The following is a 22,443-nucleotide window of genomic DNA, read 5'->3' on the forward strand; positions in this document are numbered from 1 at the left end:
TGGCCCGATGAGCACCAAGCTGAGGCCCGACGAGGCCGAGCGCGAGCGCGCCGGCGGGCGCGTGGTCGTGGTGCTCGTGCTCGGCCTCGCGCTGCTGGCCGGGGGTGGCTACGCCGCGGCGTACGCCGGAGCCGGCGACAACGTCCCGCGCGGCACCACGGTCGCGGGCGTCGACATCGGTGGCCGCTCCGCGGGTGCGGCCGTCGCGGACCTCGTCGACGAGCTCGGGCCCCGCGCCTCCGAGTCGATCGAGGTGGTCGTCGACGGCGAGAGCCTGTCCCTGGACCCCGCCACGGCCGGGCTCGGCGTCGACTTCCAGGCCACCGTGCGCCAGGCCGGCGGCGGCCGCTCGTGGGATCCGGCGCGGTTGTGGGACTACTACACCGGCGGCGACGACCTCGATCCGGTGGTCGTGGTCGACGAGGCGGCGCTGAGGGCCGCGGTCGCCGATCTCGACGAGCAGGTCGGCTCCACCCCCCGCGACGGCCGGGTCCGCTTCGTCGGCGGTGCGGTCAAGGTCCGCGCCCCCCGCGTCGGCGCGGGCCTGGACATCGAGTCGGCCGTTGCTGCCGTCCGCGACGCCTACCTCCGTGACGAGGCCGTCGAGGTGTCCCTGGTCGACCGGGCGCCGGAGATCGGCGAGGCCGAGATCTCCGCGGCGCTCGACGAGTTCGCCAACCCCGCGCTGTCGGGACCGGTGACCCTCAAGTTCGGTCGCTCCCGCGTGACCCTGGACCCGCGGGACTACGCCGACGCGCTGGCCCTCGGGCCGGTCGACGGTGCCCTCGAGCCGAGCGTCGACGAGGACGTCATCGTGGCCCTCGTCGAGGAGGCCACCGTCGGCGGCGACGGGGCCCCGGTCGACGCCACGGTGACGCTGGTCGACGGCACGCCCAAGGTGGTGCGCTCCAAGCCGGGCCTGAGCTTCGAGCCGGCCGACGTCACCGCCGCGTTCCTCGACCTGGTCGTGCGCCCCGCGGGCGAGCGCTCCGCCGACGTGGAGGGCACGGTGCAGCCGGCCGAGTTCACCACCCGTGACGCGCGCCAGCTCAAGATCAAGGAGCAGGTCTCGGAGTTCACCACCAACTTCCCCTATGCGGAGTACCGCAACGTCAACCTCGGCCGTGCCGCCGAGATCATCGACGGCACGGTGCTCAAGCCGGGCGAGGTCTTCTCGATGAACGACATCGTGGGCGAGCGCACCCGCGAGAACGGCTTCACCGAGGGCTTCATCATCAGCAACGGCATCTTCAAGGAGGACCTCGGCGGCGGGGTCTCCCAGATGGCCACGACGCTCTTCAACGCGATGTTCTTCGCCGGGCTCGAGGACGTCGAGCACCGGCCCCACTCGTTCTACATCGACCGCTACCCCGTGGGCCGCGAGGCCACGGTCGTCTTCGGCGCCCTGGACCTCGCGTTCCGCAACGACACCGAGTACGGCGTGCTGGTCAACGCCGAGCTGACCCCGTCGTCGCCGTCGTCCCAGGGGGCCCTCACGGTGCGGATGTTCTCCACGCCCGTGTGGGACATCGAGTCGGTCACCGGCGACCGCTACAACCTGACCTCGCCCAAGACCCGCACGCTCACCACCCCGGACTGCTACCCCAACCGGGGCTACGGCGGGTTCACGATCGACGTGAAGCGGATCTTCCGTGAGGTCGGCGACGACGAGGTCGTGCGCCGGGAGAACTTCAACACCGTCTACACCCCGAGCGACACCGTCGTCTGCAAGTAGCGCCGCTCGCGCATGGCGGCGCCGTCGGTCCCCTCACGTAGGGTGCGTGACATGCGCCACAAGACCGGGCTCTCCCTGCTCACGCTCGTCATCGCGCTGCTCGGCGCCCTCGTCGTGGTGGCGACCCCCACGTCGTACGCCGCTGCCGCGCCCGGGCTGCCGCCGCTGCCGACCTCCCCCGAGGGCGACCCGCCCGGGGCCAACGACTGGGACTGCGCCCCGTCCGCCAAGCGCCCCACCCCGGTGATCCTGGTCCACGGCACCATCGGCGACCGCAAGCACCTGCTGGAGCGCCTGTCGCGCTCCATCAGTCGTCAGGGCTTCTGCGTCTTCTCCCTCGACTACGGCAACCGCGGCCTCAACGACATCCGCACGTCGGCCAAGCAGCTCAAGCGCTACACCAAGCGGGTCCTCGAGGCGACCGGGGCCGAGCAGGTGTCCATGGTCGGCCACTCGCAGGGCGGGATGATGCCGCGCTACTTCATCAAGCGCCTGGGCGGCAAGAAGCTCGTCGACGACCTGATCGGCATCGCACCGTCCAACCACGGCACCGCGCTGACCGACGGGAGCAACCCCATCAGTGCCCTGGTCGGCTCCCTGGTGGACCTCGCCTGCCGCGCGTGCGTGCAGCAGGGAGCCGGATCGCCGTTCCTGACCCGACTCAACAGGGGCGACGAGACGCCGGGCAAGGTCAGCTACACCCAGATCACCACCCGCCACGACGAGGTGGTCGTGCCCCACACGAGCGGCTACCTGGCGAAGGGGCGACGCACGACCAACATCACGATCCAGGACGCTTGTGCGCTGGCGTTCCCCGAGCACCTGACGATCCCCCTGGCCACACCGACGATCGACATCGTCCTCGACGCGCTGGAGCGCAGGGGGCCGGCGAGCAGGAGCGTCAGCCCGCGCTGCCTCTGACCGACGCCGCCCGACGGCTCGGCGAGAGGTAGCAGTAGCGGTGGTGCGTGCGGAAGCCGAGCTGCTCGTAGAGCGCCAGGGCGGGCTCGTTGCCGTCCAGGACCTGCAGGTAGGCCGTGGTCGCGCCCAGCTCGGCGCCCCACTCGACCAGCTCGGCCAGCACGGCGAGTCCGAGCCCCTGGCGGCGCGCCGGCGCGGACACCTCGATGCCGCCGAACCCGACCCAGTCGTCGGCGAACCCGGCGTACCCGCGAGCGACGTCGCCCAGCTGGACCGACGCCCAGCCCCCGGGCACGCGGTCCTCGAGGACCGCGTCGAGGCCCGGCCGGCGCCCGCGGACGCGCACCTTCCTCAGGGCGCGTGAGACCTGGGCGACGCCCGCCACCTGGAAGAGGGTGTCGCCGTCGTTGCTCTCCGGCCCCCACCCCGAGCCCAGCAGCCGCTCGTGCTCCGCCGATCCGCTCAGCACGGCAGCGATCGGTCGCTCGTAGTGGGCGAGCACCTGCTCGACGTCGTCGTCGACACCCGAGGGCCCGAAGGCCAGCACCGAGTGGGCGCGGCGGGCGGTCGCGGTCGGCGAGTCCCGCAACACCCATGCGCCGATGGGGGTGGTGACGAGGTCGGGGAAGAGCGCGAACCCGTGCCGCTGCGCCTGCGCCGGCGCCACCCGCTCGCGCACGGATGGGCGCTGGGGCACCGGCTTGCCCGACACGATGTCGGCCAGCGCGATGGTGACGTCGGGGCCCTGCTCCGGGCGGACCACGCACAAGCCGGCGGGCCCCGGCTCCCAGGCGACGCAGACGCCCAGCAGGTCGGTCATCGCGGGACCGCCGCTGGGCCCGCGCTCGCCGCGCACGACCCGCCGTACGACGACACGGGTGCCGACGACGTGCGGGCCGAGGAGGTGCTGACCCACCTCGGACGTGTTCACAGTGTGGGGTTCCCGTGAATCCGGCACACCGGGATACTAGGCTCTCACCGTTCAGCTCGCTCGTGCGCCGACCAGGTGCAGTACCCCCGTTGGAGGATCTCGATGACCTACGTCATCTCGCAGCCCTGTGTCGACCTCAAGGACCGCGCGTGTGTCGACGAGTGCCCCGTCGACTGCATCTACGAGGGCAAGCGGATGCTCTACATCCACCCCGACGAGTGCGTCGACTGCGGCGCCTGCGAGCCGGTGTGCCCGGTCGAGGCGATCTTCTACGAGGACGACACCCCGGAGGAGTGGAAGGACTACTACACCGCCAACGTCGACTTCTTCAAGGAGATCGGCTCTCCCGGCGGCGCCGCCAAGATGGGCGAGATCGACCACGACCACCCGTTCGTGGCCGCGCTCGACCCCCAGGAACACGACGAGTGACGGACCGCTGACCACCCTCTCGCAGCGACTTCCGGCGGCGGTCCAGACCTCCCTCGCCGGTATCCGTGACCGGGCGGCCGCCTACGCCGGTCCGGTCGTGGACCTCTCGATCGGCGCTCCGATCGACCCGACCCCCGAGGTCGTACGCCGTGCGCTCGCCGCCGAGGCCGACTCGCCCGGCTACCCGCTGACGGTCGGCCGGGCCGACCTGCGTCGGTCCGTCGTGGGGTGGCTGGGTCGGGCCCACGGTGTCGGCGGGCTGCACGACCGGCAGGTGCTGCCCGTCATCGGCACCAAGGAGCTCATCGGGTCCCTGGCCCTGCACCTGGGACTGGGCGCCGACGACGTCATCGCGCACCCGCGCCTGGCCTACCCGACGTACGCCGTCGGGGCCGCGTTGGTCGGCGCGATGGCCGTCGAGGCCGACGACGTGGCCGAGCTCGAGGCGCTGGCCGCGGCGGGTCGGACGCCGAGCCTGGTCTGGGTCAACTCGCCCAGCAACCCCACGGGCGCGGTGCTGGACGCCGGGGCCCTGCGCGCCATCGTGACGTGGTGCCGCGAGCACGACACGTTGCTGGTCTCCGACGAGTGCTACCTCGACCTCGGCTGGGAGACCTCGCCGGTGAGCGTGCTCGCGCACGAGATCTGCGGCGGCACCCACGACGGCGTGCTCGCGGTCCACTCGCTCAGCAAGCGTTCCAACCTGGCCGGCTACCGGTGCGGCTTCGTCACCGGCGACCAGCAGCTGGTCACCGAGCTGGCCAGCGTCCGCCGCAACCTCGGCCTCCAGCTCCCCGGGCCGCAGCAGGGGGCCGCGATCGCGGCGCTCGGCGACGACGCGCACGTGACCGAGCAGCGCACGCGCTACGCAGCGCGCCGCGACGTCCTGCGTCCGGCTCTCGAGGCCGCCGGCTTCCGGATCGACCACAGCGAGGCCGGTCTCTACCTGTGGGCCACCCGCGAGGAGCCGGCCGAGCGCAGCGTCGCGGAGCTCGCCGACCACGGCATCGTCGCGGTCCCCGGCACCGAGTACGGCCTCCACGGGGCAGCGCACGTCCGCTTCGCCCTCACCGCCCCCGACGCTGACATGGCCCTCGCGGCTCAGCGGCTCCCGACACTTCCCGACAAGGCACTGCGATGACTCTGACGTCCGGCTCCACCAGCCCCGGCAACCCGATGGCCCTGCTCGTGCGGTCCCTGGCCCACCCGAGCACCGACCCGCCGACGCTGGTCTCGCGGGCTCGCGCCGCACTGGAGTGGCAGGGCAGCGACTTCCTCGTCGGGCTCCAGGGGTACGGCGAGCTGATGGAGACCCTCGAGGTGGCCGCCGACCTCGACGCGCTGGTCCGCCTGGGCGACCCGACCTCGCCTCCGCTGCGCCTGTTGCGTGCGATCAACGCGTCCGCGACCGGACTCAGGGTCACCCGGATGGCCACGCTTCCCTCGCCCTGGCGCTGGCTGCGCGTGGACGAGAGTGTCGCGGACCTCTCCGGTGTCGCCCTGCGGCAGCAGGCGTACGCCGACCTGGTCGGCGCGTTGGGCCGGGCCGGGCTGACGTTCCGGGTGCTCGCCGACGACACCCCGGTCGAGGAGGTCCTCGCCGTGGGCAGGGCGTTGGGGTCGGCCGTCGTCGACCTGGACGAGGTCGACGCAGCGGGGCCCGACGCACAGCCCGTCGCGGGCTACCTCGACGACCTCGACCCGCTGACCTATGGCCTGATCTCGCGCGAGGAGCGCGACAGTGCCGGCGAGGTCGACGTCGTGTGGCTGTCGATGCGTGCCCCCCTCGAGTCGGCCGGCACCCTGATGCAGGCTCTCGAGAAGTTCAGCGCCCTGGGCCTCAACCTGGACTTCCTGCACAGCGACCCGCTCGAGCCCGAGCAGCACGACTTCTACCTCGGCTTCCGCTCGGGGGCCGACAACCTCACCGCGCTGCAGACCGCCCTGGCCGAGGTCCACTTCACCAGCCGGGTGCTGGCGTGGTTCCGGATCCCGATCGAGCCTGCCCCGTGAGCCAGGGCGTCGCCTACCTCGGACCGTCGGGGACCTTCACCCACCAGGCGGTCCTCGCCCTCCGCCCGAGCGCCGACGCCGCGCCGGTGGCCTCCCAGGCCGAGGCACTCGACGCCGTCGGCGCCGGCACGGCGTCGTACGCCGTCCTGCCGATCGACAACTCGGTCAACGGCGTCGTCGTGCCCACGCTCGACGCGCTGCTGGAGCGACCCGCCCTGTCGATCGTGGACAGCGTGGTGCTGCCGATCTCCTTCGACGCCTTCACCCGCGATCCCAGCATCGAGCCCCATGTCGTGGTCAGCCACCCGCACGGGTTGGCGCAGTGCCGCTCCTGGATCGAGTCCCGAGGTCTGGCGACGCGGGAGTCCTCGTCGACCGCGGCGGCCTGTCGGGACCTCGGCCCCGGCGAGATCGGGATCGGCCCGGCCATCTGCGGCAGCCTCTACGCGCTGCACACCGTGCAGTCGGCCGTGGAGGACAACGCGGCCGCCTACACCCAGTTCGCGCTCGTGGCCGCCAGCACCCTGCCCCACGTGTCGGCGGCAGGCGACGGCGACGACGGACTGCTCGTCACGATCCTCCCGGACGCCAACGTGCCCGGCATCCTGCGCCGGCTGCTCGAGGTGCTCGAGCAGCGCGGCATCAACATGACCAACCTGGTGACCCGTCCGGTGCCGGCGACGCCGGGCCTGTTCGTGTTCCTGCTGTTCCTCTCGGGCAGCTTCAGCGCCGACGACGTCACTGCGATGCAGGAGGAGTGGGCCGCGCTGGGCGCGACCGCCCGAGCCGTCGGCCGCATCTCCCCCCTGGCCGAGCTCGCCGAGCTGGCGGAGCGTCCCTGATGCTCGACCAGGTGGACGTCGTCGGGGCCGGCCTCATCGGCGGCTCGCTCGCCCTGCGACTGGCGGGGCTCGGCCGGAGCGTGCGGGTCGTGGACCCCGATCCCGCCACCCGAGCCAGCGCGCAGGCGGCCGGTCTCGTGGTGGGCGACGACGTGAGCCCGACGGCCGACCTGGTGGTCATCGCGACCCCGCTCGACACCCTGGCGGAGGTGATGGCCCACGTGGCCGCCGCCGCTCCCGCGGCGCTGGTGATCGACGTCGGCAGCGTCAAGCAGGCCCCGGCGCTCTCGGCCGAGCGCGCCGGACTCGGCGAGCGCTACGTGGGCGCCCACCCGATGGCGGGCACCGAGCACACCGGCTTCGAGCACGCCGACGTCGACCTCCTGGTCGGCGTGACGTGGGCCGTGACCCACGGTGGCGGCACGGCGGAGACCTCCCGCGTCGTCGACTGGCTGACCACCGACCTGGACGCGACCGTGGTGCTGCTCGGAGCCGCCGAGCACGACAGCGCCGTCGCGCTGGTCAGCCACGGTCCGCACGCCGTCGCGCACGCCCTGCTGGCCACCGCCGAGGCGGCGGCGACGCCCACCGTCGCCGGACTGCTGGCGGCCGGCAGCTTCCGCGACGGCACCCGCGTCGCCGGTCGCAACCCCGCGCGCACGTTCAACATGCTCTCGGAGAACGCCGACGCCCTCGGCTCGGTCCTCGACGAGGTGATCGGCGAGCTGGTTGCGCTGCGCGCGGACCTGGCCGACCCCGAGGCGCTGCGGACCCGCCTCGACCTCGCCGCGGCCGACGACGTCGTACGGCGCCCCGAGCCGGCGTTCGCGGCCTGCCCGTCGCTGAGGGACGTGGTCGAGGCCGCCCACCGCGACGCGACCGCTGTCGTCGTACGACGGCGCGCCGGGGCGCTCGAGGTGGCAGCGGTCAGCTGAACACGTCGACGTGCACGTGGTCGCGGTGCTCCAGGATCGCCTGGTTGGCGCCGCTCGGGGCGCGGTAGTCGCGCCACGCCTCGTCGCGCCCCGCCCGCCAGATCCGGTCGTCGAAGATCACGGTCTGCACGCCGAGCCGGTCGGCGTGCGCCACGACGTACTGCGCCAGCGCCCAGCCGCGCTGCTGGTTGGCGTCGTTGATCGGTCGGAAGAAGACGTCGATGGCACGGCCGTCGTAGTGCGTGGAGCCCTCCATGTGACCCGTGCTGACGCCCGCGGGTGCGAAGCCGCCCAGGGGCAGGTCGCCGAAGCGCTCCGCGATCGCGGTCCGTACACCGTCGGCGCGCGCCGTCAAGCCGCTCGGCGCGAGCGCGGGGTCGGCCGGTGGGGCGTCGCCGTCGAGGCGGCAGGCGAAGGCCTCGGGGGAGTTGCCCGTCAGGGCCGAGGCGAGCGCCCGGGCATCCTGCTCGTGGTCGGCGTAGGCGTCGGGGAAGCCCGATCGCTGCACCGCCTGCGCGGCCTCGGTGATCGGCAGCGAGCGGTAGTCGGCCACGTCCACGAGTGCGTCGTAGAACGCATTGGTCGAGTAGATCGGGTCCTGGACCTCCGTCGTCGAGCCCCACCCCTGCGAGGGCCGCTGCTGGAAGAGGCCGAGGGAGTCGCGGTCGCCGTAGTCGAGGTTCTGCAGGTCCGACTCCTGGTAGGCCGTCGCGAGAGCGATCGAGACCGCGCGGGCCGGCAGCCCGCGTCGCACGCCGATCGCGGCGATGGTCGAGGCGTTCTCGGCCTGCTCGATGCTCAGCTCGACGCGGTGTCCGTCGACCTCGGCGCTGCACTGCTCGCCGGCGGCGAAAGGGACCTTCAGGTCGCCCATCCCGACGACGACCCCACCCACCACGAGTGCGGCCGCCCCGAGCAGGACCACGGGCGCGACGAGACGGCTCGCTGCCGACCTCGTCCGCTCCACCATGGACCCAAGTGTGTCGGGTGGCTGGTCGCCGCCAGGTCAGGCCGGGTCAGTGCGAGTGCAGCGCCTCGTTGAGCGCGACGCCGCTGCCCTTCCACGGCACGGCCTCGATCGCGCCGCTGACGGAGTTGCGGCGGAAGAGCACGTTGTCGAGGCCTGACAGCTCGAGGGCCTTGATCACCTGGGGCTTGTCGTCGCGGTCGCGGATGGTGACCTTGGTGCCGGCGGTGACGTAGCAGCCGGCCTCCACGACGCAGTCGTCGCCGAGCGAGATGCCGATGCCCGCGTTGGCACCCAGCAGGCACCGCTCGCCGATCGAGATCGTCTCCTTGCCGCCGCCCGAGAGGGTGCCCATGATCGAGGCGCCGCCGCCGACGTCGGAGCCGTTGCCGACCACGACCCCGGCCGAGATCCGACCCTCGACCATCGAGGCGCCGAGCGTGCCGGCGTTGAAGTTGACGAAGCCCTCGTGCATCACGGTGCTGCCCTCGGCGAGGTGGGCGCCGAGGCGCACGCGGTCGGCGTCGCCGATGCGGACCCCGGTGGGTGCGACGTAGTCGACCATCCGGGGGAACTTGTCGATGCCGTAGACGACGACGTGCTGTCCGGCAGCCTTGAGGCGCGCGCGGGTCAGCTCGAAACTAGCCACCGGGCAGGGCCCGGCCGAGGTCCACACGACGTTGGTGAGCAACCCGAAGACGCCCTCCATCGACATGCCGTGGGGCACGACGAGGCGGTGTGAGAGCAGGTGGAGCCGCAGCCAGACCTCCTCGGTCGTGCTCGGGGCCGCGGAGAGGTCGGCGATCTCGACCAGGCGCACCTCGCGGGTCACCTGGCGTACGTCGTCCGGCGTCGCGAGCGCCGTCAGGTCGCTCGGGGCATCCGCGGGGGAGCCGCCGAGCACGGGCTCGGGGAACCAGGCGTCGAGCACGGCCCCGTCGGCGTCGAGGGTGAGCAGGGCGTGGCCGGAGGCAGCAGGAGTCGTCACGGTCGACCAGCCTAGGAGAGGCTCGGCTCGCGTCGGCGGGCCGTCCGTCTGCGGGTGGCGATGGCGACGCCGGCCACCGCGATCACCAGGCCCAGCAGCTCGCGCACGTCGAGGGTGTCTCCCAGGACGAGGAAGGCGAGCACCGCCGTGACGGGGGGCATCAGGAAGAAGACGCTGGAGGAGGCGCCGGCGCCGCCGCGGCGCACCAGCACACCGAGCAGCAGCAGCCCGATCACCGAGTTGACCGCTGCCAGGTAGACGAGGGCGGCCAGGCCCTTGCCGGGCTCGCTGACCGCGTCGGTGCCGTCGACGAGCAGCGCGAGCACCGCCAGCGGCGGGATCGAGGCGGTGAACTGCACCGTCGCCGACCACCACGGGTCGACGCCGCTCGGGACCCAGCGCTGGCCCATCGTGCCGAGGCTGAGCGCGAGCATGCTGAGCAGACCGAGGGTCACCCCGAAGGCGCCGCCGGCCTCGTCGATGTCCGGACCGAGCACGAGGACGACCCCACGGGAACGACGCGGAGGAGGTCCTCCGGTCGACGTCGCGGTCCATGACGCCACACTCGCACGCGAATCCGATTGGTCCGGCACCGCCGGGTCGCCGTACGCTGGAGGCACAGGCGTCTGAGCCGTCATCAGCGGCGAGCCTCCGGAAGAACGGCCCGCCGGCACCGGGGCCCAGTAGAACCGGACGGGTAGGCCCGTCACAGCCGTGAACGAGTGGCTCCGCAGCATCGGGAGCAATCGAGGTGGTACCGCGGTTCCCGTCCAGGAGTCGTCCTCGTCGTGAAGCACCCGACGAGACGCAGGAGCCCCGATGACCTACCCGAAGACCGATGCCTCAGGCGGCGTCCCGTCGAGCCCCCGCTTCCCGGAGATCGAGGAGCGTGTCCTGGCGTTCTGGGAGGGCGACGACACGTTCCGGGCCAGCGTGGAGGCCCGCGACGCGGGTGTCGACGGCGCGGGTGAGTTCGTCTTCTACGACGGACCGCCCTTCGCCAACGGGCTGCCGCACTACGGCCACCTGCTGACCGGCTACGTCAAGGACCTGATCCCGCGCTACCAGACGATGCGCGGCAAGCGCGTCGAGCGTCGCTTCGGCTGGGACACCCACGGACTGCCCGCCGAGCTCGAGGCGATGCGCCTCAACGGCATCAAGACCACCGACGAGATCGTCGAGATGGGCATCGACAAGTTCAACGACGCCTGCCGGGAGTCGGTGATGAAGTACACCGGCGAGTGGCGCGACTACGTGACGCGCCAGGCGCGCTGGGTGGACTTCGACAACGACTACCGCACCATGAACGCCGACTACATGGAGTCGGTCATGTGGGCGTTCAAGCAGCTGCACGACAAGGGCCTGGTCTACGAGGGGTTCCGGGTGCTGCCCTACTGCTGGAACGACGAGACCCCGCTGTCCAACCACGAGCTGCGGATGGACGACGACGTCTACCAGAACCGTCAGGACCCCGCGGTCACGGTCGGCTACGACATCACGACCGAGGCGACCGTCAACGGGCAGAGTCTCCAGGGCGCCAAGCTGCTGGTCTGGACGACGACGCCGTGGACCCTGCCCAGCAACCTCGCGGTCATGGTCGGGGAGGACATCGACTACGTGGTCGTCGTGCACGAGGGCACCCGCTACCTGCTCGCCGAGGCCCGGCTGGCGTCGTACGCCCGCGAGCTCGGCGACGACCCTGAGGTGGTCTGGCGCGGCATCGGCGCAGACCTGGTCGGGCTGACCTACACGCCGCCGTTCTCCTACTACGCCGGCCACGAGAACGCGTTCCGCGTCGTGGCCGCCGAGTTCGTCACCACCACCGACGGCACAGGACTCGTCCACACGGCCGGCGCCTTCGGTGAGGATGACAAGGTCGTCACCGACCGCGAGAACATCGAGGCCGTCATGCCGGTCGGCAAGGACGGGCGCTTCACCTTCCCCGTCGTCGACTACGAGGGCATGCAGGTCTTCGACGCCAACCTCCACGTCATCGACCACCTCAAGGCCGCCACGAAGGGCGAGGGGGAGACCGGCTCGGTCAGCCCCGGCACGGTGCTGCTGCGCCGCGAGACCTACGACCACTCCTACCCGCACTGCTGGCGCTGCCGCGAGCCCTTGATCTACAAGGGCGTCTCGTCGTGGTTCGTCGAGGTGACCGCGATCAAGCAGCGGATGATGGAGCTCAACCGCGAGATCAACTGGGTGCCGGACCACATCCAGGAGGGCCAGTTCGGCAAGTGGCTGGAGAACGCCCGCGACTGGTCGATCACCCGCAACCGCTTCTGGGGCAGCCCGGTGCCGGTGTGGAAGTCCGACGACGAGGCTTACCCGCGCCTGGACGTCTACGGCTCGTTCGAGCAGATCGAGCGGGACTTCGGTCGGCTCCCCACGAACAAGGACGGCGAGACCGACCTCCACCGCCCGTGGGTCGACGACCTGACCCGGCCCAACCCGGACGACCCGCGCTCGCCGGAGGAGGGGCAGTCGACGATGCGCCGCGTCACCGACGTCCTCGACGTGTGGTTCGACTCGGGCTCGATGAGCTATGCCCAGGTGCACTACCCGTTCGAGAACGCCGAGTGGTTCGACGGCACGGCCGAGACGAAGGGGCACTTCCCGGCCGACTTCATCGTCGAGTACATCGGCCAGACCCGCGGCTGGTTCTACACGCTGCACATCCTCGCCAGCGCGATCTTCGACAAGCCGGCCTTCTCCAACTGCATCAGTCACGGCATCGTGCTCGGCTCCGACGGCAACAAGATGTCGAAGTCGCTGCGCAACTACCCCGACGTCTCCGAGGTCTTCGACCGCGACGGTGCCGACGCGATGCGCTGGTTCCTGATGTCGAGCCCGATCCTGCGCGGCGGCAACCTGATCGTCACCGAGCAGGGCATCCGCGACTCGGTGCGCCAGGTGATGATCCCGCTGTGGAACAGCTGGTACTTCTTCCAGCTCTACGCCAACGCGGCCTCCGGCGGCGAGGGCTACACCGCCACGCCCCGCGCCGACTCCACCGACCCGTTGGACCGCTACGTGCTGGCCAAGTGCCGCCAGTACGTCGGGCAGATGACCGAGGCCCTCGACTCGTACGCCGTGGCAGACGCGTGCGACGCGACGCGCTCGTTCATCGACGTGCTATCCAACTGGTACATCCGTCGTTCGCGCGACCGGTTCTTCGACGAGGACACCCAGGCCTTCGACACGTTGTACGTCGTGCTCGAGACCTTGTGCCGCGCGACCGGACCACTGCTGCCGCTGACCACCGAGGAGATCTGGCGCGGCTTGACGGGTGGCCGCTCGGTGCACCTCTCGGACTGGCCGCTCGTCGACGAGCTCCCGGCCGACGACGGACTCGTCGTGGCGATGGACCAGGTGCGCGAGATCTGCTCGGCTGCCTCCGCGCTGCGCAAGGCCGCGGGCCTGCGCAACCGGTTGCCGCTCGCGACGCTGACCGTCGTGGTGGCAGACCCCGACGCGCTGGCGGGCGAGGGCCTGGAGTCGCTGGTGGCCGACGAGGTCAACGTCAAGAGCGTGCGCCTGCTGGCCGCGGACTCCGACGAGGCCGCGGCGTACGGCGTCGAGCAGAGGCTCACCGTCAACGCCCGTGCTGCCGGCCCGCGCCTGGGCAAGGACGTCCAGGTCGCGATCAAGGGCTCCAAGGCGGGCGACTGGTCCGTGGCCGAGGACGGCACCGTGACCTCCGGTGGGCTGGCGTTGGTCGAGGGGGAGTACACCCTGGAGACCGTCGCCGGCTCCGACGACACGGACTCGGTGACCGGCGTGCTGCCGAGCGGCGGCTTCGTCGTCCTCGACACCGCGGTGACCTCCGAGCTGTCGGCCGAGGGCCTGGCTCGCGACCTGGTCCGCGGCATCCAGCAGGCCCGGCGCGACGCCGGGCTCGACGTCTCCGACCGGATCGACCTCGTCGTCGGCGGCTCGGAGGTCGTCCAGGCTGCCGCGCGCGCCCACGAGGCGCTGATCGCCGCCGAGACCCTCGCGGCGTCGTACGTCGTGTCTGGGACCGGTGCCGGCGTCGAGGTCGCACTCGCCGATGGTGAGGTTGCGACGGTGCAGGTGGCGCGGGTTGCCCATTCCTGACTTCATCGTCGAGCTGCGCCAGAGGATCGGCCACGACCCCCTGTGGTTGCCGGGGATCACGGCTGTGGTGCTGCGCGGCACCGAGGTGCTGCTTGTCCGTCGCTCGGACAACGGTGCGTGGACGCCGGTCACCGGGATCGTGGACCCTGGCGAACACCCCGTGCTCGCCGCGGCGCGCGAGGTGATGGAGGAGACCGGCGTCTCGTGCGAGATCGAAGGACTGGCCTGGGTCAACATCAGCGACCCGGTGGTTCATGTGAACGGCGACCGGGCCCAGTACCTCGACCACACGTTCCGTTGCCGCTACCTGGAGGGCGAGGCTCGTGTCGGCGACGAGGAGTCCACCGACGTCGGCTGGTTCGAGGTCGACGCCCTGCCGGCGATGGCACCACTGATGATCGACCGGATCAGGCGTGCGGTCGCCTATACCGGGCGGACCGACCTCGACTGAGCGCGGAGACGGGCGCGGACGCGGGCTGGACATGCCGATGGCCCCGCTGGTGGCAGCGGGGTGTGGGGCGGGGTGTTCAGGGCTCGGAGTCGGGTGGGATCTGGTGGATCTGGGTGGTGATGGGCATGCGGCCGTGGAGGCATGCTCTGGTGACGCGGAACCGTGAACCGGCGGGGCTGGTCCAGTGGTAGACCCCTGGTTGGGGTGTCTCGTAGGTCCAGGGGGAGAAGGTCTTGGTGCGGTGGTGTCGTCGGCAGAGCAGTGCGAGGTTGGACGTGGTGGTCTTCCCGCCGGCGGAGGCTGAGCAGCGAGCGCCAGCGAGCGTCGACGAAGCCCGGTGAGTCGTCGTCGGCGGTCGTGTCGCCGGGTTTCGACACGCTCCGTCGCAGCTTCGTGCCTCAGCTGCGGTCGCTGCTCAACCACCGATGATCACGCCGCAGGACAGCGGCGACCTTTCTGCGGCCGCGTTTCACGGTCCCCGCACCAGGGGAGACCCCTCCCATGCGTCGCACATCTCGCTTCCTCGGACTATCCACCGCCCTGCTCCTGTCGGCGACCACGGTCGTCGCGCTCGGGGACGTCACCGCCACCGCGGCGGCGCCCGAGCCGCCGCCGGGGGCCCGCCCCTTCGCGGGGGCGAGCGGGCCGACGTACGCGACGCCGCTCGAGGCGACCGCCGCACCGGCCACGAGCGCCAGGAAGAAGCACCAGTGGCCGATCCGCAGCCGTACCGGCACCCTGACGACCCACCCCGTCACGCCCCAGGGCGACCTCTCGCAGAACTTCGAGTCGGTCAAGGTGATCCAGGACCGGCTCAAGGGGCGGATGGTGGCGGTGGTCGTCCTGCAGGCGGCGCCCACGGAGGCGACCGATGCACGGCTGCGGGTCGGCTTCGGCAAGGTCGCGGAGACCGAGGAGGGGGCGTTCTGCCAGTCGACGTCGGGATCGGTTGCGGGCGACGTGCACTCCTACGGCACCAGCGGGGCCTACGACGGCGACACGATCACCTACGGCGCCCAGCTCGCCGGCGCGAAGACCCAGGCATGGAACTGCGCGTTCGCCCAGATGATCAGTCCCGACGGGGCCACGCTCTACGACGCGGTGACGAAGTCCGGGCTCCGCGAGCGCCGTCAGAAGCCGATCCTCTCGATCAAGGTCCCCGACAAGCGGCTCGAGCGCAGCGGCTTCACGAAGGTCCCGATCAAGATCAAGAACAGCAAGCAGACGATCGCCAAGGCGCCGAAGGTCAAGCTCTCCTGGAAGACCAAGGGCGCGGTCGTGAAGGCCCGGAAGAAGGTCGGCACGATCAAGCCGGGCAACGGCAAGAAGGGGCACTTCCTGGTGCGCAGCACCCGGCGAGACCGCACCGGATCGATCAAGTTCACCGTGAAGTCCAAGAACTACAAGCGCTCGGTCAAGCTGAAGATCCGGCCGATCAAGCGTCCGATCGCCGCACGATCCACGCTGCGGAGCTGACGGGCTGCCGATCCTCACGCGGGCGGCTGCTTGACTGGCGTCATGACGCTTGACCTGTCGACGGACGTCGTCACCCTCACCCGGCAGCTGTGCGACATCGAGTCGGTCAGCAGGCAGGAGCACGAGATCGCCGACGCCGTCGAGGCGGCGCTGGGCGAGCTCGGTCACCTCACGGTGACCCGACGGGGCAACACGGTGGTGGCTCGTAGCGACCTCGGCCGTGGCGAGCGCGTCGTGATCGCTGGCCACCTCGACACGGTGCCGGTCAACGCCAACTTCCCCAGCCGGCTCGACGACGACGCGGGGCTGCTGCACGGTCTCGGGACGTGCGACATGAAGGGCGGCGACGCCGTCATGCTGCGCCTGGCGGCGACCGTGCTCGAGCCGGTGCGCGACGTGACGTTCATCTTCTACGAGGCGGAGGAGATCGACGCGGAGTACAACGGTCTGCGTCTTCTGGCCCTGAGCGATCCGGACCTGATGGTGGGCGACTTCGCGATCTTGATGGAGCCCTCCAACGCCGGGGTCGAGGCCGGCTGTCAGGGCACGCTGCGCGTCGACGTACGAGCGGTGGGCGAGCGGGCCCACTCCGCGCGGAGCTGGAAGGGTGTCAACGCGATCCACGGCGCCGCACCGATCCTCGAGCGCCTGAATGCCTACGATGCCCGCCGCCCGGTCATCGACGGGCTGGAGTACCACGAGGGACTCAACGCGGTTGCGATCCGCGGCGGGGTCGCCGGCAACGTGCTTCCGGACGAGTGCGTCGTCGAGGTGAACTTCCGCTTCGCGCCTGACCGCTCCGAGGCCGAGGCGCTGGCCTACGTCACCGACCTGTTCGCGGAGTTCGAGATCACCGTCACCGACACCGCGCCGGGCGCGCTGCCAGGCCTCGACCGACTGGCGGCCCGGGCCTTCATCGAGGCCGTGGGCGGACAGGTCGCCCCCAAGTTCGGCTGGACCGACGTCGCCCGGTTCACCGACCTGGGCGTGCCCGCCGTCAACTACGGACCCGGCGACCCGTTGCTCGCCCACAAGCAGGAGGAGTTCGTGCCGATCGCCGAGATCCAGCACTGCGAGCGCACCCTGCGGGCCTGGCTCGAGAGCGACGGCGACCCGAACGGCTCGGCCGAGGCAGGAGAGCAGGCATGAGGATCAAGATGAAGGGTCCGCTGATCCAGCGACGCAACCAGGTCGACACCTCTTCGACCACCGACCAGCGTCTCCTCGACTCGCGAGGCGCTGCCGACTGGGTGCACACCGACCCGTGGCGGGTCCTGCGGATCCAGGCCGAGTTCGTCGAGGGCTTCGGTGCCCTGGCCGAGCTGGGGCCGGCCATCGCGGTGTTCGGCTCCGCGCGCACCCCGAGCGACCACCCGTCGTACGCCCTGGCCGAGGAGGTGGGGCGACGGCTCGTCGGGGAGGGCTTCGCCGTCATCACCGGCGGGGGACCCGGTGCCATGGAGGCGGCCAACAAGGGCGCGAGCGAGGCCGGTGGCGTCAGTGTCGGTCTCGGGATCGAGCTGCCGTGGGAGGCGGGCCTCAACGAGTGGGTCGACGTCGGGATCAACTTCCGCTACTTCTTCACCCGCAAGACGATGTTCGTGAAGTACAGCCAGGGCTTCGTCGTCCTGCCCGGCGGGCTGGGCACGCTCGACGAGCTCTTCGAGGCCCTGACCCTCGCCCAGACGCAGAAGATCACGTCGTTCCCGATCGTCCTGCTGGGCGTGGACTTCTGGTCGGGGCTGATGGCGTGGTTGCGCGACACCGCGATGGCAGGCGGCACGATCTCCGAGTCCGACCTGGACCGGATGGTGCTGACCGACGACGTCGACGAGGCGATCGCGGCGATGGTCGGCGGAGCCCAGCGGTGATGCGGGGATGAGGCAGCGGTGATCTGGCTGACCGCCATCCTGGTCGTCCTGGCGCTGGGTGGCATCGCCCTGGTCGCCTCCGGCCGCGGCGCCCCGATGATCGATGAGTACGACGACCGTCCCGACGTCGTCGTACCAGCGGGCGACCTGGCCGGCCGGGACCTGCACCGGGTGCGGTTCGCGGTGACCTTTCGCGGCTACCGGATGTCCGAGGTCGACGCCCTTCTCGACCGCCTCGCCGAGCAGCTCGACGCGCCGGAGCGGTGGAGCCCCGACCCGCCGCCGGAGCGTCCCGGGGACGACGCCGGGCCCGGGTGAGACACTGCCGCACGTGTCCCAGGAGCCGACCGCGGTCATCGTCTACGTACTGACGGCGCTGGCGGCCGTCGTCGTCGTCCTCACCAGGCTCCGGCTGCGGGCCAGTGCGCGCGGCGCCGGGCGGCTCGAGATCGCCCGTGGTCCGGTCGGGCTGCACACGGTGGCGGGTGCCTCGGCGCTCGTCGTGTGGACGGTGTTCCTGGTGGCCGGCGACAGGTTCGCGGAGGGCGCGGCCACCCTTGTCGGACTGGTCGCGCTCGTGGGGTGGTGGGTGACCGTCGTGGCGGGTCTGCTGATCCTGATGCGCTGGCTGCCGGTCCGCGGCAAGCACGCCTCGGAGGGTGCCTCCGACGCGTGGTCGGAGGGACCGGCGCTCTCGCTGCTCGCTCACGTCGGCCTGCTCGTCGGGGTCGTCGTGTTCACCTACGCCTACCTCGTGAAAGCGGTCTGATGTCTCGTCGCGCACAAGTCCTGTCGGTCGTGGCCTCGCTGGTCCTCCTGGCGGTGACGCCGGTGGCCCCGGTCTCCCCGGCCGCGGCGGCCACCCCGACGTCGGCCAAGCCCGCCACGGTGATCAAGCGGAGCGTCTTCGGTACGTCGGTCCAGGGCCGCGACCTGGTGGCGTTCCGCCTCGGTGAGCCGAAGCGCCCGCGCGTGAAGACCGTCGTCCTGATGGCCGCGATGCACGGCAACGAGTCGGCTCCCAGCCAGATCCTGCGCGCGCTCGTGGACGGGCTCCCCGTCGTCGCGCTCGACCTGTGGGTGATCCCGACCTACAACCCCGACGGGGTGGCCGCCGGGACCCGCAAGAACGCCCACGGCGTCGACCTCAACCGCAACTTCCCCAACGACTGGAAGGACCTCGACGGCAGCTACGAGTCCGGACCGAAACCGGCGTCCGAGCCCGAGACCAAGGCTGTGATGGATTTCCTCGAGAAGGTGGACCCCGACACCGTCCTGAGCTTCCACCAGCCGCTGACGGGCGTCGACACCGACACGAAGAACCCACGCCTCGCCCGCCGTGTGGCTCGCAAGCTCGAGCTGCCGCGACGCACCCTCGACTGTGGAGGGACCTGCCACGGCACGATGACCGGCTGGTTCAACAACAACTTCGACGGCTCGGCCCTGACCGTCGAGTACGGCGCCAACCCGACGCGTCATCGGATGCGCAACGTCGCTCCCGACCAGGTCCTCTCGGTCTTCCGCGCCGTCCGCGGGCGCAGCGGGGCCGACCCGCTGACCTTCTGAGTTGACTCAGCGCCCCTCGAAGACCGGCTGCTCCTTGGCGACGAACGACGCCACGGCGGCGGTGTGGTCGTGGGTGGCGCCGGTCTTCGTCATCATCGCGCTCTCCAGCTCGAGGGCCTCCTCGAGGGTGTGCCCGGCGGCGTAGACGACCGAGCGGCGGATCGAGCCGAACGAGACGGTCGGCCCGGTGGCGAGCCGGGTCGCCAACGTCGAGACCTCGGCGGTGAGCTCGACGGCCGGAACGACCGACGTGGCGAGGCCGATCTCCAGGGCCTCGGGTGCCTTGACGGTGCGCGGGAAGTACATCAGCTCCAACGCCTTGGCCCGCCCGACGAGCATCGGCAGGTGATAGCTCGCACCGGTGTCGCACGACAGCGCCACGCCGGCGAAGGAGGTGTTGAAGCCGGCGGTGTCGGCCACGACGCGGAAGTCGCAGGCGAACGCGAGCGAGGCACCCGCCCCGGCGGCGACCCCGTTGACGGCGGCGATGACCGGCTTCTCCATCGTCGCGATCGTTGTCACGATGGGGTTGTAGTGCTTGTCCACCGTGGTGAACAGCGCGTCGCTGCCGCCGTTGTTCAGCAGGTCGATGTGCTCCTTGAGGTCCTGCCCGGTGCAGAACGCGCGCCCGCTCCCGGTGAGCACGACGCAGCGCACCGTCTCGTCCTTGGCCACCTGCGCGGTGATCTCGACGAGGAGCTCCTTGGTCGCGATGTTGAGGCTGTTCATCGCGTCGGGACGGTTCAGCGTGATGGTCGCGACGCCGTCGGTGACGTCGAGCAGGACGGGCGCGGTGGCAGGCGATTCGCTCATGTCGTGGAGTCTGCCACCACCGGGCGGCAGGTCGGTGATGCGAGCAGTGGGTCTCATGGGGGATACTGGTCGACGCACGAGAGCGGCAGGGCAGGACTGTCCTCGAGTTCGACTAGGAAGAGGGTGCCGCATGGCGGCGATGAAGCCGCGGACCGGCGATGGTCCGCTGGAGGTCACCAAGGAAGGCCGAGGCATCGTGATGCGCGTGCCTCTGGAGGGCGGTGGCCGCCTGGTGGTGGAGCTGAACGCCGAGGAGGCCGGCAACCTGGGCGACGCCCTCAAGAACGTGGTCGGGTGAGCTCCGCCCCACCTCGTCCTGTCCTCCCCAGCCAGGTCTCGCCGCCCGTCGTCGCGCTGAGCCGTCTGGCTGCCCACGAGATCGTGGGCGCCGAGGTCGTGGCGCTACCGGTGCTCGCCGGTGAGGAGCTGACGCTGGGTCCTGGTGCCGCCGAGGCCGGTGACGCGCTCGGGCTGGACCTGCTCGCGCTGGCCGAGGCCTCGGGAGCGACCGGTGCCACCGGTGAGGTCATCACGGTCCCGCTCCCGCTGGGCGGGCCCGACAGCGCCGACCTGCGCGTCGTGCTGCTCGTCGGCGTCGGCGCGTCGAGCCCCACCGACCTGCGTCGAGCCGGTGCAGCGATGGCGCGCGCCACGCGCGGTCGCGGTGCGGTGGCGACCACGATCGCCTCGCTCGATCCCGACGTCGGCATCGAGGCCTTCGTGACCGGCGCGATGCTCGGCTCCTTCGGCTTCGACTGGCGTGCCGGTGAGCGTGAGCACGTGCCGACCCGTCAGATCGTGCTGGCCGGGGCCACGCCGGAGGGCGAGCTCGTCGACCGCCACGCCCTCGAGCGCGCCGTCGCGCTCGGCGGTGCGGGCTGGCGTGCCCGGATGCTCGCCACGGTCCCCTCCAACCTCAAGAGCCCCGCCTGGCTCGCCGAGCAGGCCGAGACCCTGGCCGCCGAGGCCGGGCTGGGCTACCGAGTCTGGGACGAGAAGCAGCTCGCCGACGGCGGCTTCGGCGGGATCATCGGCGTGGGGCAGGGCTCGGCCACGCCCCCACGGCTGATCCGCCTCGACTACACGCCGGCCAAGGGAGTTAGGGCCGCACGGTCGACACGCAGGACCCCGACCGTGGTGCTCGTCGGCAAGGGCATCACCTTCGACTCCGGTGGGATCTCCATCAAGCCGGCCCAGGCCATGGCGAGCATGAAGCGCGACATGACCGGCGGCGCCGTCGTGCTCGCCACGATGGCCGCGCTCGCCGCGGTCGAGTGCCCCGTCAACGTCGTCGGACTCGTTCCCGCTGCCGAGAACGCCGTCTCGGGGACCTCGATGCGTCCCGGTGACGTGCTGCGCCACTACGACGGCCGCACGACCGAGGTCACCAACACCGATGCCGAGGGACGTCTGGTCATGGCCGACGCGATCGCGTACGCCGCCGCCGAGCTCGACCCTGCCGTGATCGTCGACGTGGCCACCCTCACCGGGGCCGTCAAGGTCGCCCTCGGCCAGGAGATCGGCGGGCTCTTCGCCAACGACGACGCCCTGGCCGGTGCGCTGCTGCAGGCCGGGGCCGGAGCCGGCGAGCCGTTCTGGCGCTTCCCGCTGTTCGCCGCCTACGAGGAGCGGATCGCCTCGAAGGTCGCCGACGCCGACAACGCAGGAGGCGGACCCGGAGCGATCACCGCGGCGCTGTTCCTGCAGCACTTCGCCGGCGACGTCCCCTGGGCGCACCTCGACATCGCCTCGGTGGGCGACGTCCCCGAGGACCGGTTCGAGTGGACCCAGGGTCCCTCGGGCTTCGGTGCGCGGGCGCTGCTCACCTGGCTCGGCAGCCCCGACCCCCTCAAGGATGTGCGATGAGAGCCCTCACCGTCCGCTGGTCGCTCACCGAGGCCCCCGACGGGGTCGAGGAGGAGCTGGCGACGTACGTCGCCACGACCTCGCACGCGAAGTTCACCGGGATGAGCGGGCTGCGCTTCAAGACGTGGCGGATGCGGCCCGGCGAGTGGTTCGAGGGCCTCTACGTCTTCACCACGGCCGAGGCGTGCGCGCAGTTCGAGGAGACCTTCACCGCCGGAGCTGCCGAGGCTCCCGGCTCGAAGATCATCGGCAGCGCGCCGGTCCTGATCGAGGCGTCCGAGGTCGTCGCGATCGCCGAGGGCTGGGACGGGTTCGAGGCCGCAGCCCGCTACTGAGCCGCCCGGCGTCCGCGGTCGGCGTTCGTCTTACCGGGTCTCGTCACGCCGGTCGCGGGCTCGTCCCTCGCCCGCGCGGCTTGCTCGACCACCATCAGATGATCTGAGCTCGTGCCTCGCTCAGTGAGCCGCGGTCGGCGTTCGTCTCACCGGGTCTCGTCACGCCGGTCGCGGGCTCGTCCCTCGCCCGCGCGGCTTGCTCG

At 71.4% G+C, this 22,443-nt stretch carries 23 protein-coding genes; 18 read left to right on the forward strand and 5 right to left on the reverse strand.

All coding sequences use genetic code 11. From position 1 onward, the window contains the following. Nucleotides 1-7 precede the first annotated feature (7 nt). Nucleotides 8-1,735 (forward strand): VanW family protein, encoded by a 1,728-nt coding sequence (locus tag Q1K33_RS10150; RefSeq protein WP_300403490.1) that lies wholly within the window; start codon nt 8-10, stop codon nt 1,733-1,735. A gap of 51 nt (nt 1,736-1,786) precedes the next feature. Next, nucleotides 1,787-2,656 (forward strand): alpha/beta fold hydrolase, encoded by an 870-nt coding sequence (locus Q1K33_RS10155; RefSeq protein WP_300403492.1) that lies wholly within the window; start codon nt 1,787-1,789, stop codon nt 2,654-2,656. Here the strand turns inward: Q1K33_RS10155 and Q1K33_RS10160 are convergent. After that, entirely contained in the window at nt 2,637-3,572 is a 936-nt protein-coding gene (locus tag Q1K33_RS10160) for a GNAT family N-acetyltransferase (RefSeq protein WP_300403494.1), read from the reverse strand. The two genes, Q1K33_RS10155 and Q1K33_RS10160, sit on opposite strands and share 20 nt — an antisense overlap. A gap of 117 nt (nt 3,573-3,689) precedes the next feature. Between Q1K33_RS10160 and fdxA the strand changes: the two genes are divergently transcribed. From fdxA to Q1K33_RS10185, 5 genes are read left to right on the forward strand one after another with little or no spacing between them, the layout of a single operon-like run. Then, the gene (gene fdxA, locus Q1K33_RS10165; RefSeq protein WP_300403496.1) at nt 3,690-4,016 is read left to right on the forward strand and encodes a ferredoxin; all 327 of its coding nucleotides are present in this window, start codon (nt 3,690-3,692) and stop codon (nt 4,014-4,016) included. A gap of 7 nt (nt 4,017-4,023) precedes the next feature. After that, complete coding sequence (gene dapC / locus Q1K33_RS10170) at nt 4,024-5,157, forward strand: succinyldiaminopimelate transaminase (protein WP_300403559.1); 1,134 nt, start codon at nt 4,024-4,026, stop codon at nt 5,155-5,157. After that, complete coding sequence (locus Q1K33_RS10175) at nt 5,154-6,029, forward strand: hypothetical protein (RefSeq protein WP_300403498.1); 876 nt, start codon at nt 5,154-5,156, stop codon at nt 6,027-6,029. The genes dapC and Q1K33_RS10175 overlap by 4 nt, the downstream gene beginning before the upstream one ends. Beyond that, the gene (locus Q1K33_RS10180) at nt 6,026-6,871 is read left to right on the forward strand and encodes a prephenate dehydratase domain-containing protein (RefSeq protein ID WP_300403500.1); all 846 of its coding nucleotides are present in this window, start codon (nt 6,026-6,028) and stop codon (nt 6,869-6,871) included. Before Q1K33_RS10175 ends, Q1K33_RS10180 begins: the two co-directional genes overlap by 4 nt. Further along, nucleotides 6,871-7,806, forward strand: a complete 936-nt coding sequence (locus Q1K33_RS10185) for a prephenate dehydrogenase/arogenate dehydrogenase family protein (RefSeq protein WP_300403502.1) — start codon at nt 6,871-6,873, stop codon at nt 7,804-7,806. The genes Q1K33_RS10180 and Q1K33_RS10185 overlap by 1 nt, the downstream gene beginning before the upstream one ends. Here the strand turns inward: Q1K33_RS10185 and Q1K33_RS10190 are convergent. From Q1K33_RS10190 to Q1K33_RS10200, 3 genes are read right to left on the reverse strand one after another with little or no spacing between them, the layout of a single operon-like run. Beyond that, nucleotides 7,799-8,776, reverse strand: coding sequence for a hypothetical protein (locus Q1K33_RS10190; RefSeq protein WP_300403504.1), 978 nt, complete (start codon nt 8,774-8,776; stop codon nt 7,799-7,801). The genes Q1K33_RS10185 and Q1K33_RS10190 overlap by 8 nt on opposite strands. A 46-nt stretch (nt 8,777-8,822) precedes the next feature. Then, nucleotides 8,823-9,761, reverse strand: coding sequence for a 2,3,4,5-tetrahydropyridine-2,6-dicarboxylate N-succinyltransferase (dapD, locus tag Q1K33_RS10195; RefSeq protein ID WP_300403506.1), 939 nt, complete (start codon nt 9,759-9,761; stop codon nt 8,823-8,825). Nucleotides 9,762-9,772: 11 nt separating this feature from the next. Further along, the gene (locus Q1K33_RS10200; RefSeq protein WP_300403508.1) at nt 9,773-10,258 is read right to left on the reverse strand and encodes a DMT family transporter; all 486 of its coding nucleotides are present in this window, start codon (nt 10,256-10,258) and stop codon (nt 9,773-9,775) included. A gap of 322 nt (nt 10,259-10,580) precedes the next feature. Between Q1K33_RS10200 and ileS the strand changes: the two genes are divergently transcribed. The 8 genes from ileS to Q1K33_RS10240 all read left to right on the forward strand — a co-directional run bounded on the left by ileS (nt 10,581) and on the right by Q1K33_RS10240 (nt 19,226). Beyond that, nucleotides 10,581-13,862: an isoleucine--tRNA ligase gene (gene ileS, locus Q1K33_RS10205; protein WP_300403510.1), complete on the forward strand. Its 3,282-nt coding sequence runs from the start codon at nt 10,581-10,583 to the stop codon at nt 13,860-13,862. Next, entirely contained in the window at nt 13,849-14,313 is a 465-nt protein-coding gene (locus Q1K33_RS10210) for an NUDIX domain-containing protein (protein ID WP_300403512.1), read from the forward strand. The genes ileS and Q1K33_RS10210 overlap by 14 nt, the downstream gene beginning before the upstream one ends. Nucleotides 14,314-14,814: 501 nt before the next feature. After that, nucleotides 14,815-15,789: a hypothetical protein gene (locus tag Q1K33_RS10215; RefSeq protein WP_300403514.1), complete on the forward strand. Its 975-nt coding sequence runs from the start codon at nt 14,815-14,817 to the stop codon at nt 15,787-15,789. A 42-nt stretch (nt 15,790-15,831) separates the two neighbouring features. Further along, complete coding sequence (dapE, locus tag Q1K33_RS10220; protein WP_300403516.1) at nt 15,832-16,938, forward strand: succinyl-diaminopimelate desuccinylase; 1,107 nt, start codon at nt 15,832-15,834, stop codon at nt 16,936-16,938. Beyond that, a complete protein-coding gene (locus Q1K33_RS10225) occupies nt 16,935-17,660 on the forward strand; it encodes a TIGR00730 family Rossman fold protein (RefSeq protein ID WP_300403518.1) in 726 nt (241 codons plus the stop codon). Before dapE ends, Q1K33_RS10225 begins: the two co-directional genes overlap by 4 nt. A gap of 18 nt (nt 17,661-17,678) precedes the next feature. After that, the gene (locus Q1K33_RS10230) at nt 17,679-17,978 is read left to right on the forward strand and encodes a DivIVA domain-containing protein (RefSeq protein WP_300403520.1); all 300 of its coding nucleotides are present in this window, start codon (nt 17,679-17,681) and stop codon (nt 17,976-17,978) included. A 13-nt stretch (nt 17,979-17,991) separates the two neighbouring features. Continuing rightward, nucleotides 17,992-18,429 (forward strand): hypothetical protein, encoded by a 438-nt coding sequence (locus tag Q1K33_RS10235; RefSeq protein ID WP_300403522.1) that lies wholly within the window; start codon nt 17,992-17,994, stop codon nt 18,427-18,429. Further along, the gene (locus Q1K33_RS10240) at nt 18,429-19,226 is read left to right on the forward strand and encodes a M14 family zinc carboxypeptidase (RefSeq protein WP_300403524.1); all 798 of its coding nucleotides are present in this window, start codon (nt 18,429-18,431) and stop codon (nt 19,224-19,226) included. Before Q1K33_RS10235 ends, Q1K33_RS10240 begins: the two co-directional genes overlap by 1 nt. Nucleotides 19,227-19,232: 6 nt before the next feature. On the opposite strand, the gene Q1K33_RS10245 is transcribed toward Q1K33_RS10240, so the two are convergent. Next, on the reverse strand, nt 19,233-20,039 hold the full coding sequence (locus Q1K33_RS10245) for an enoyl-CoA hydratase-related protein (RefSeq protein ID WP_300403526.1): 807 nt from the start codon (nt 20,037-20,039) through the stop codon (nt 19,233-19,235). A 130-nt stretch (nt 20,040-20,169) separates the two neighbouring features. On the opposite strand from Q1K33_RS10245, the gene Q1K33_RS10250 reads away from it, so the two are divergent. The 3 genes from Q1K33_RS10250 to Q1K33_RS10260 are packed head-to-tail and all read left to right on the forward strand — an operon-like array spanning nt 20,170 to nt 22,240. Continuing rightward, nucleotides 20,170-20,337, forward strand: a complete 168-nt coding sequence (locus tag Q1K33_RS10250) for a DUF3117 domain-containing protein (RefSeq protein WP_179667123.1) — start codon at nt 20,170-20,172, stop codon at nt 20,335-20,337. Continuing rightward, on the forward strand, nt 20,334-21,905 hold the full coding sequence (locus Q1K33_RS10255; RefSeq protein ID WP_300403529.1) for a leucyl aminopeptidase family protein: 1,572 nt from the start codon (nt 20,334-20,336) through the stop codon (nt 21,903-21,905). Before Q1K33_RS10250 ends, Q1K33_RS10255 begins: the two co-directional genes overlap by 4 nt. Continuing rightward, nucleotides 21,902-22,240: a hypothetical protein gene (locus tag Q1K33_RS10260; RefSeq protein WP_300403531.1), complete on the forward strand. Its 339-nt coding sequence runs from the start codon at nt 21,902-21,904 to the stop codon at nt 22,238-22,240. The genes Q1K33_RS10255 and Q1K33_RS10260 overlap by 4 nt, the downstream gene beginning before the upstream one ends. Nucleotides 22,241-22,443 lie beyond the last annotated feature (203 nt).

Origin of the sequence: Nocardioides sp. (genome assembly GCF_029937575.1) — a bacterium.
GTDB lineage: Bacteria > Actinomycetota > Actinomycetes > Propionibacteriales > Nocardioidaceae > Nocardioides.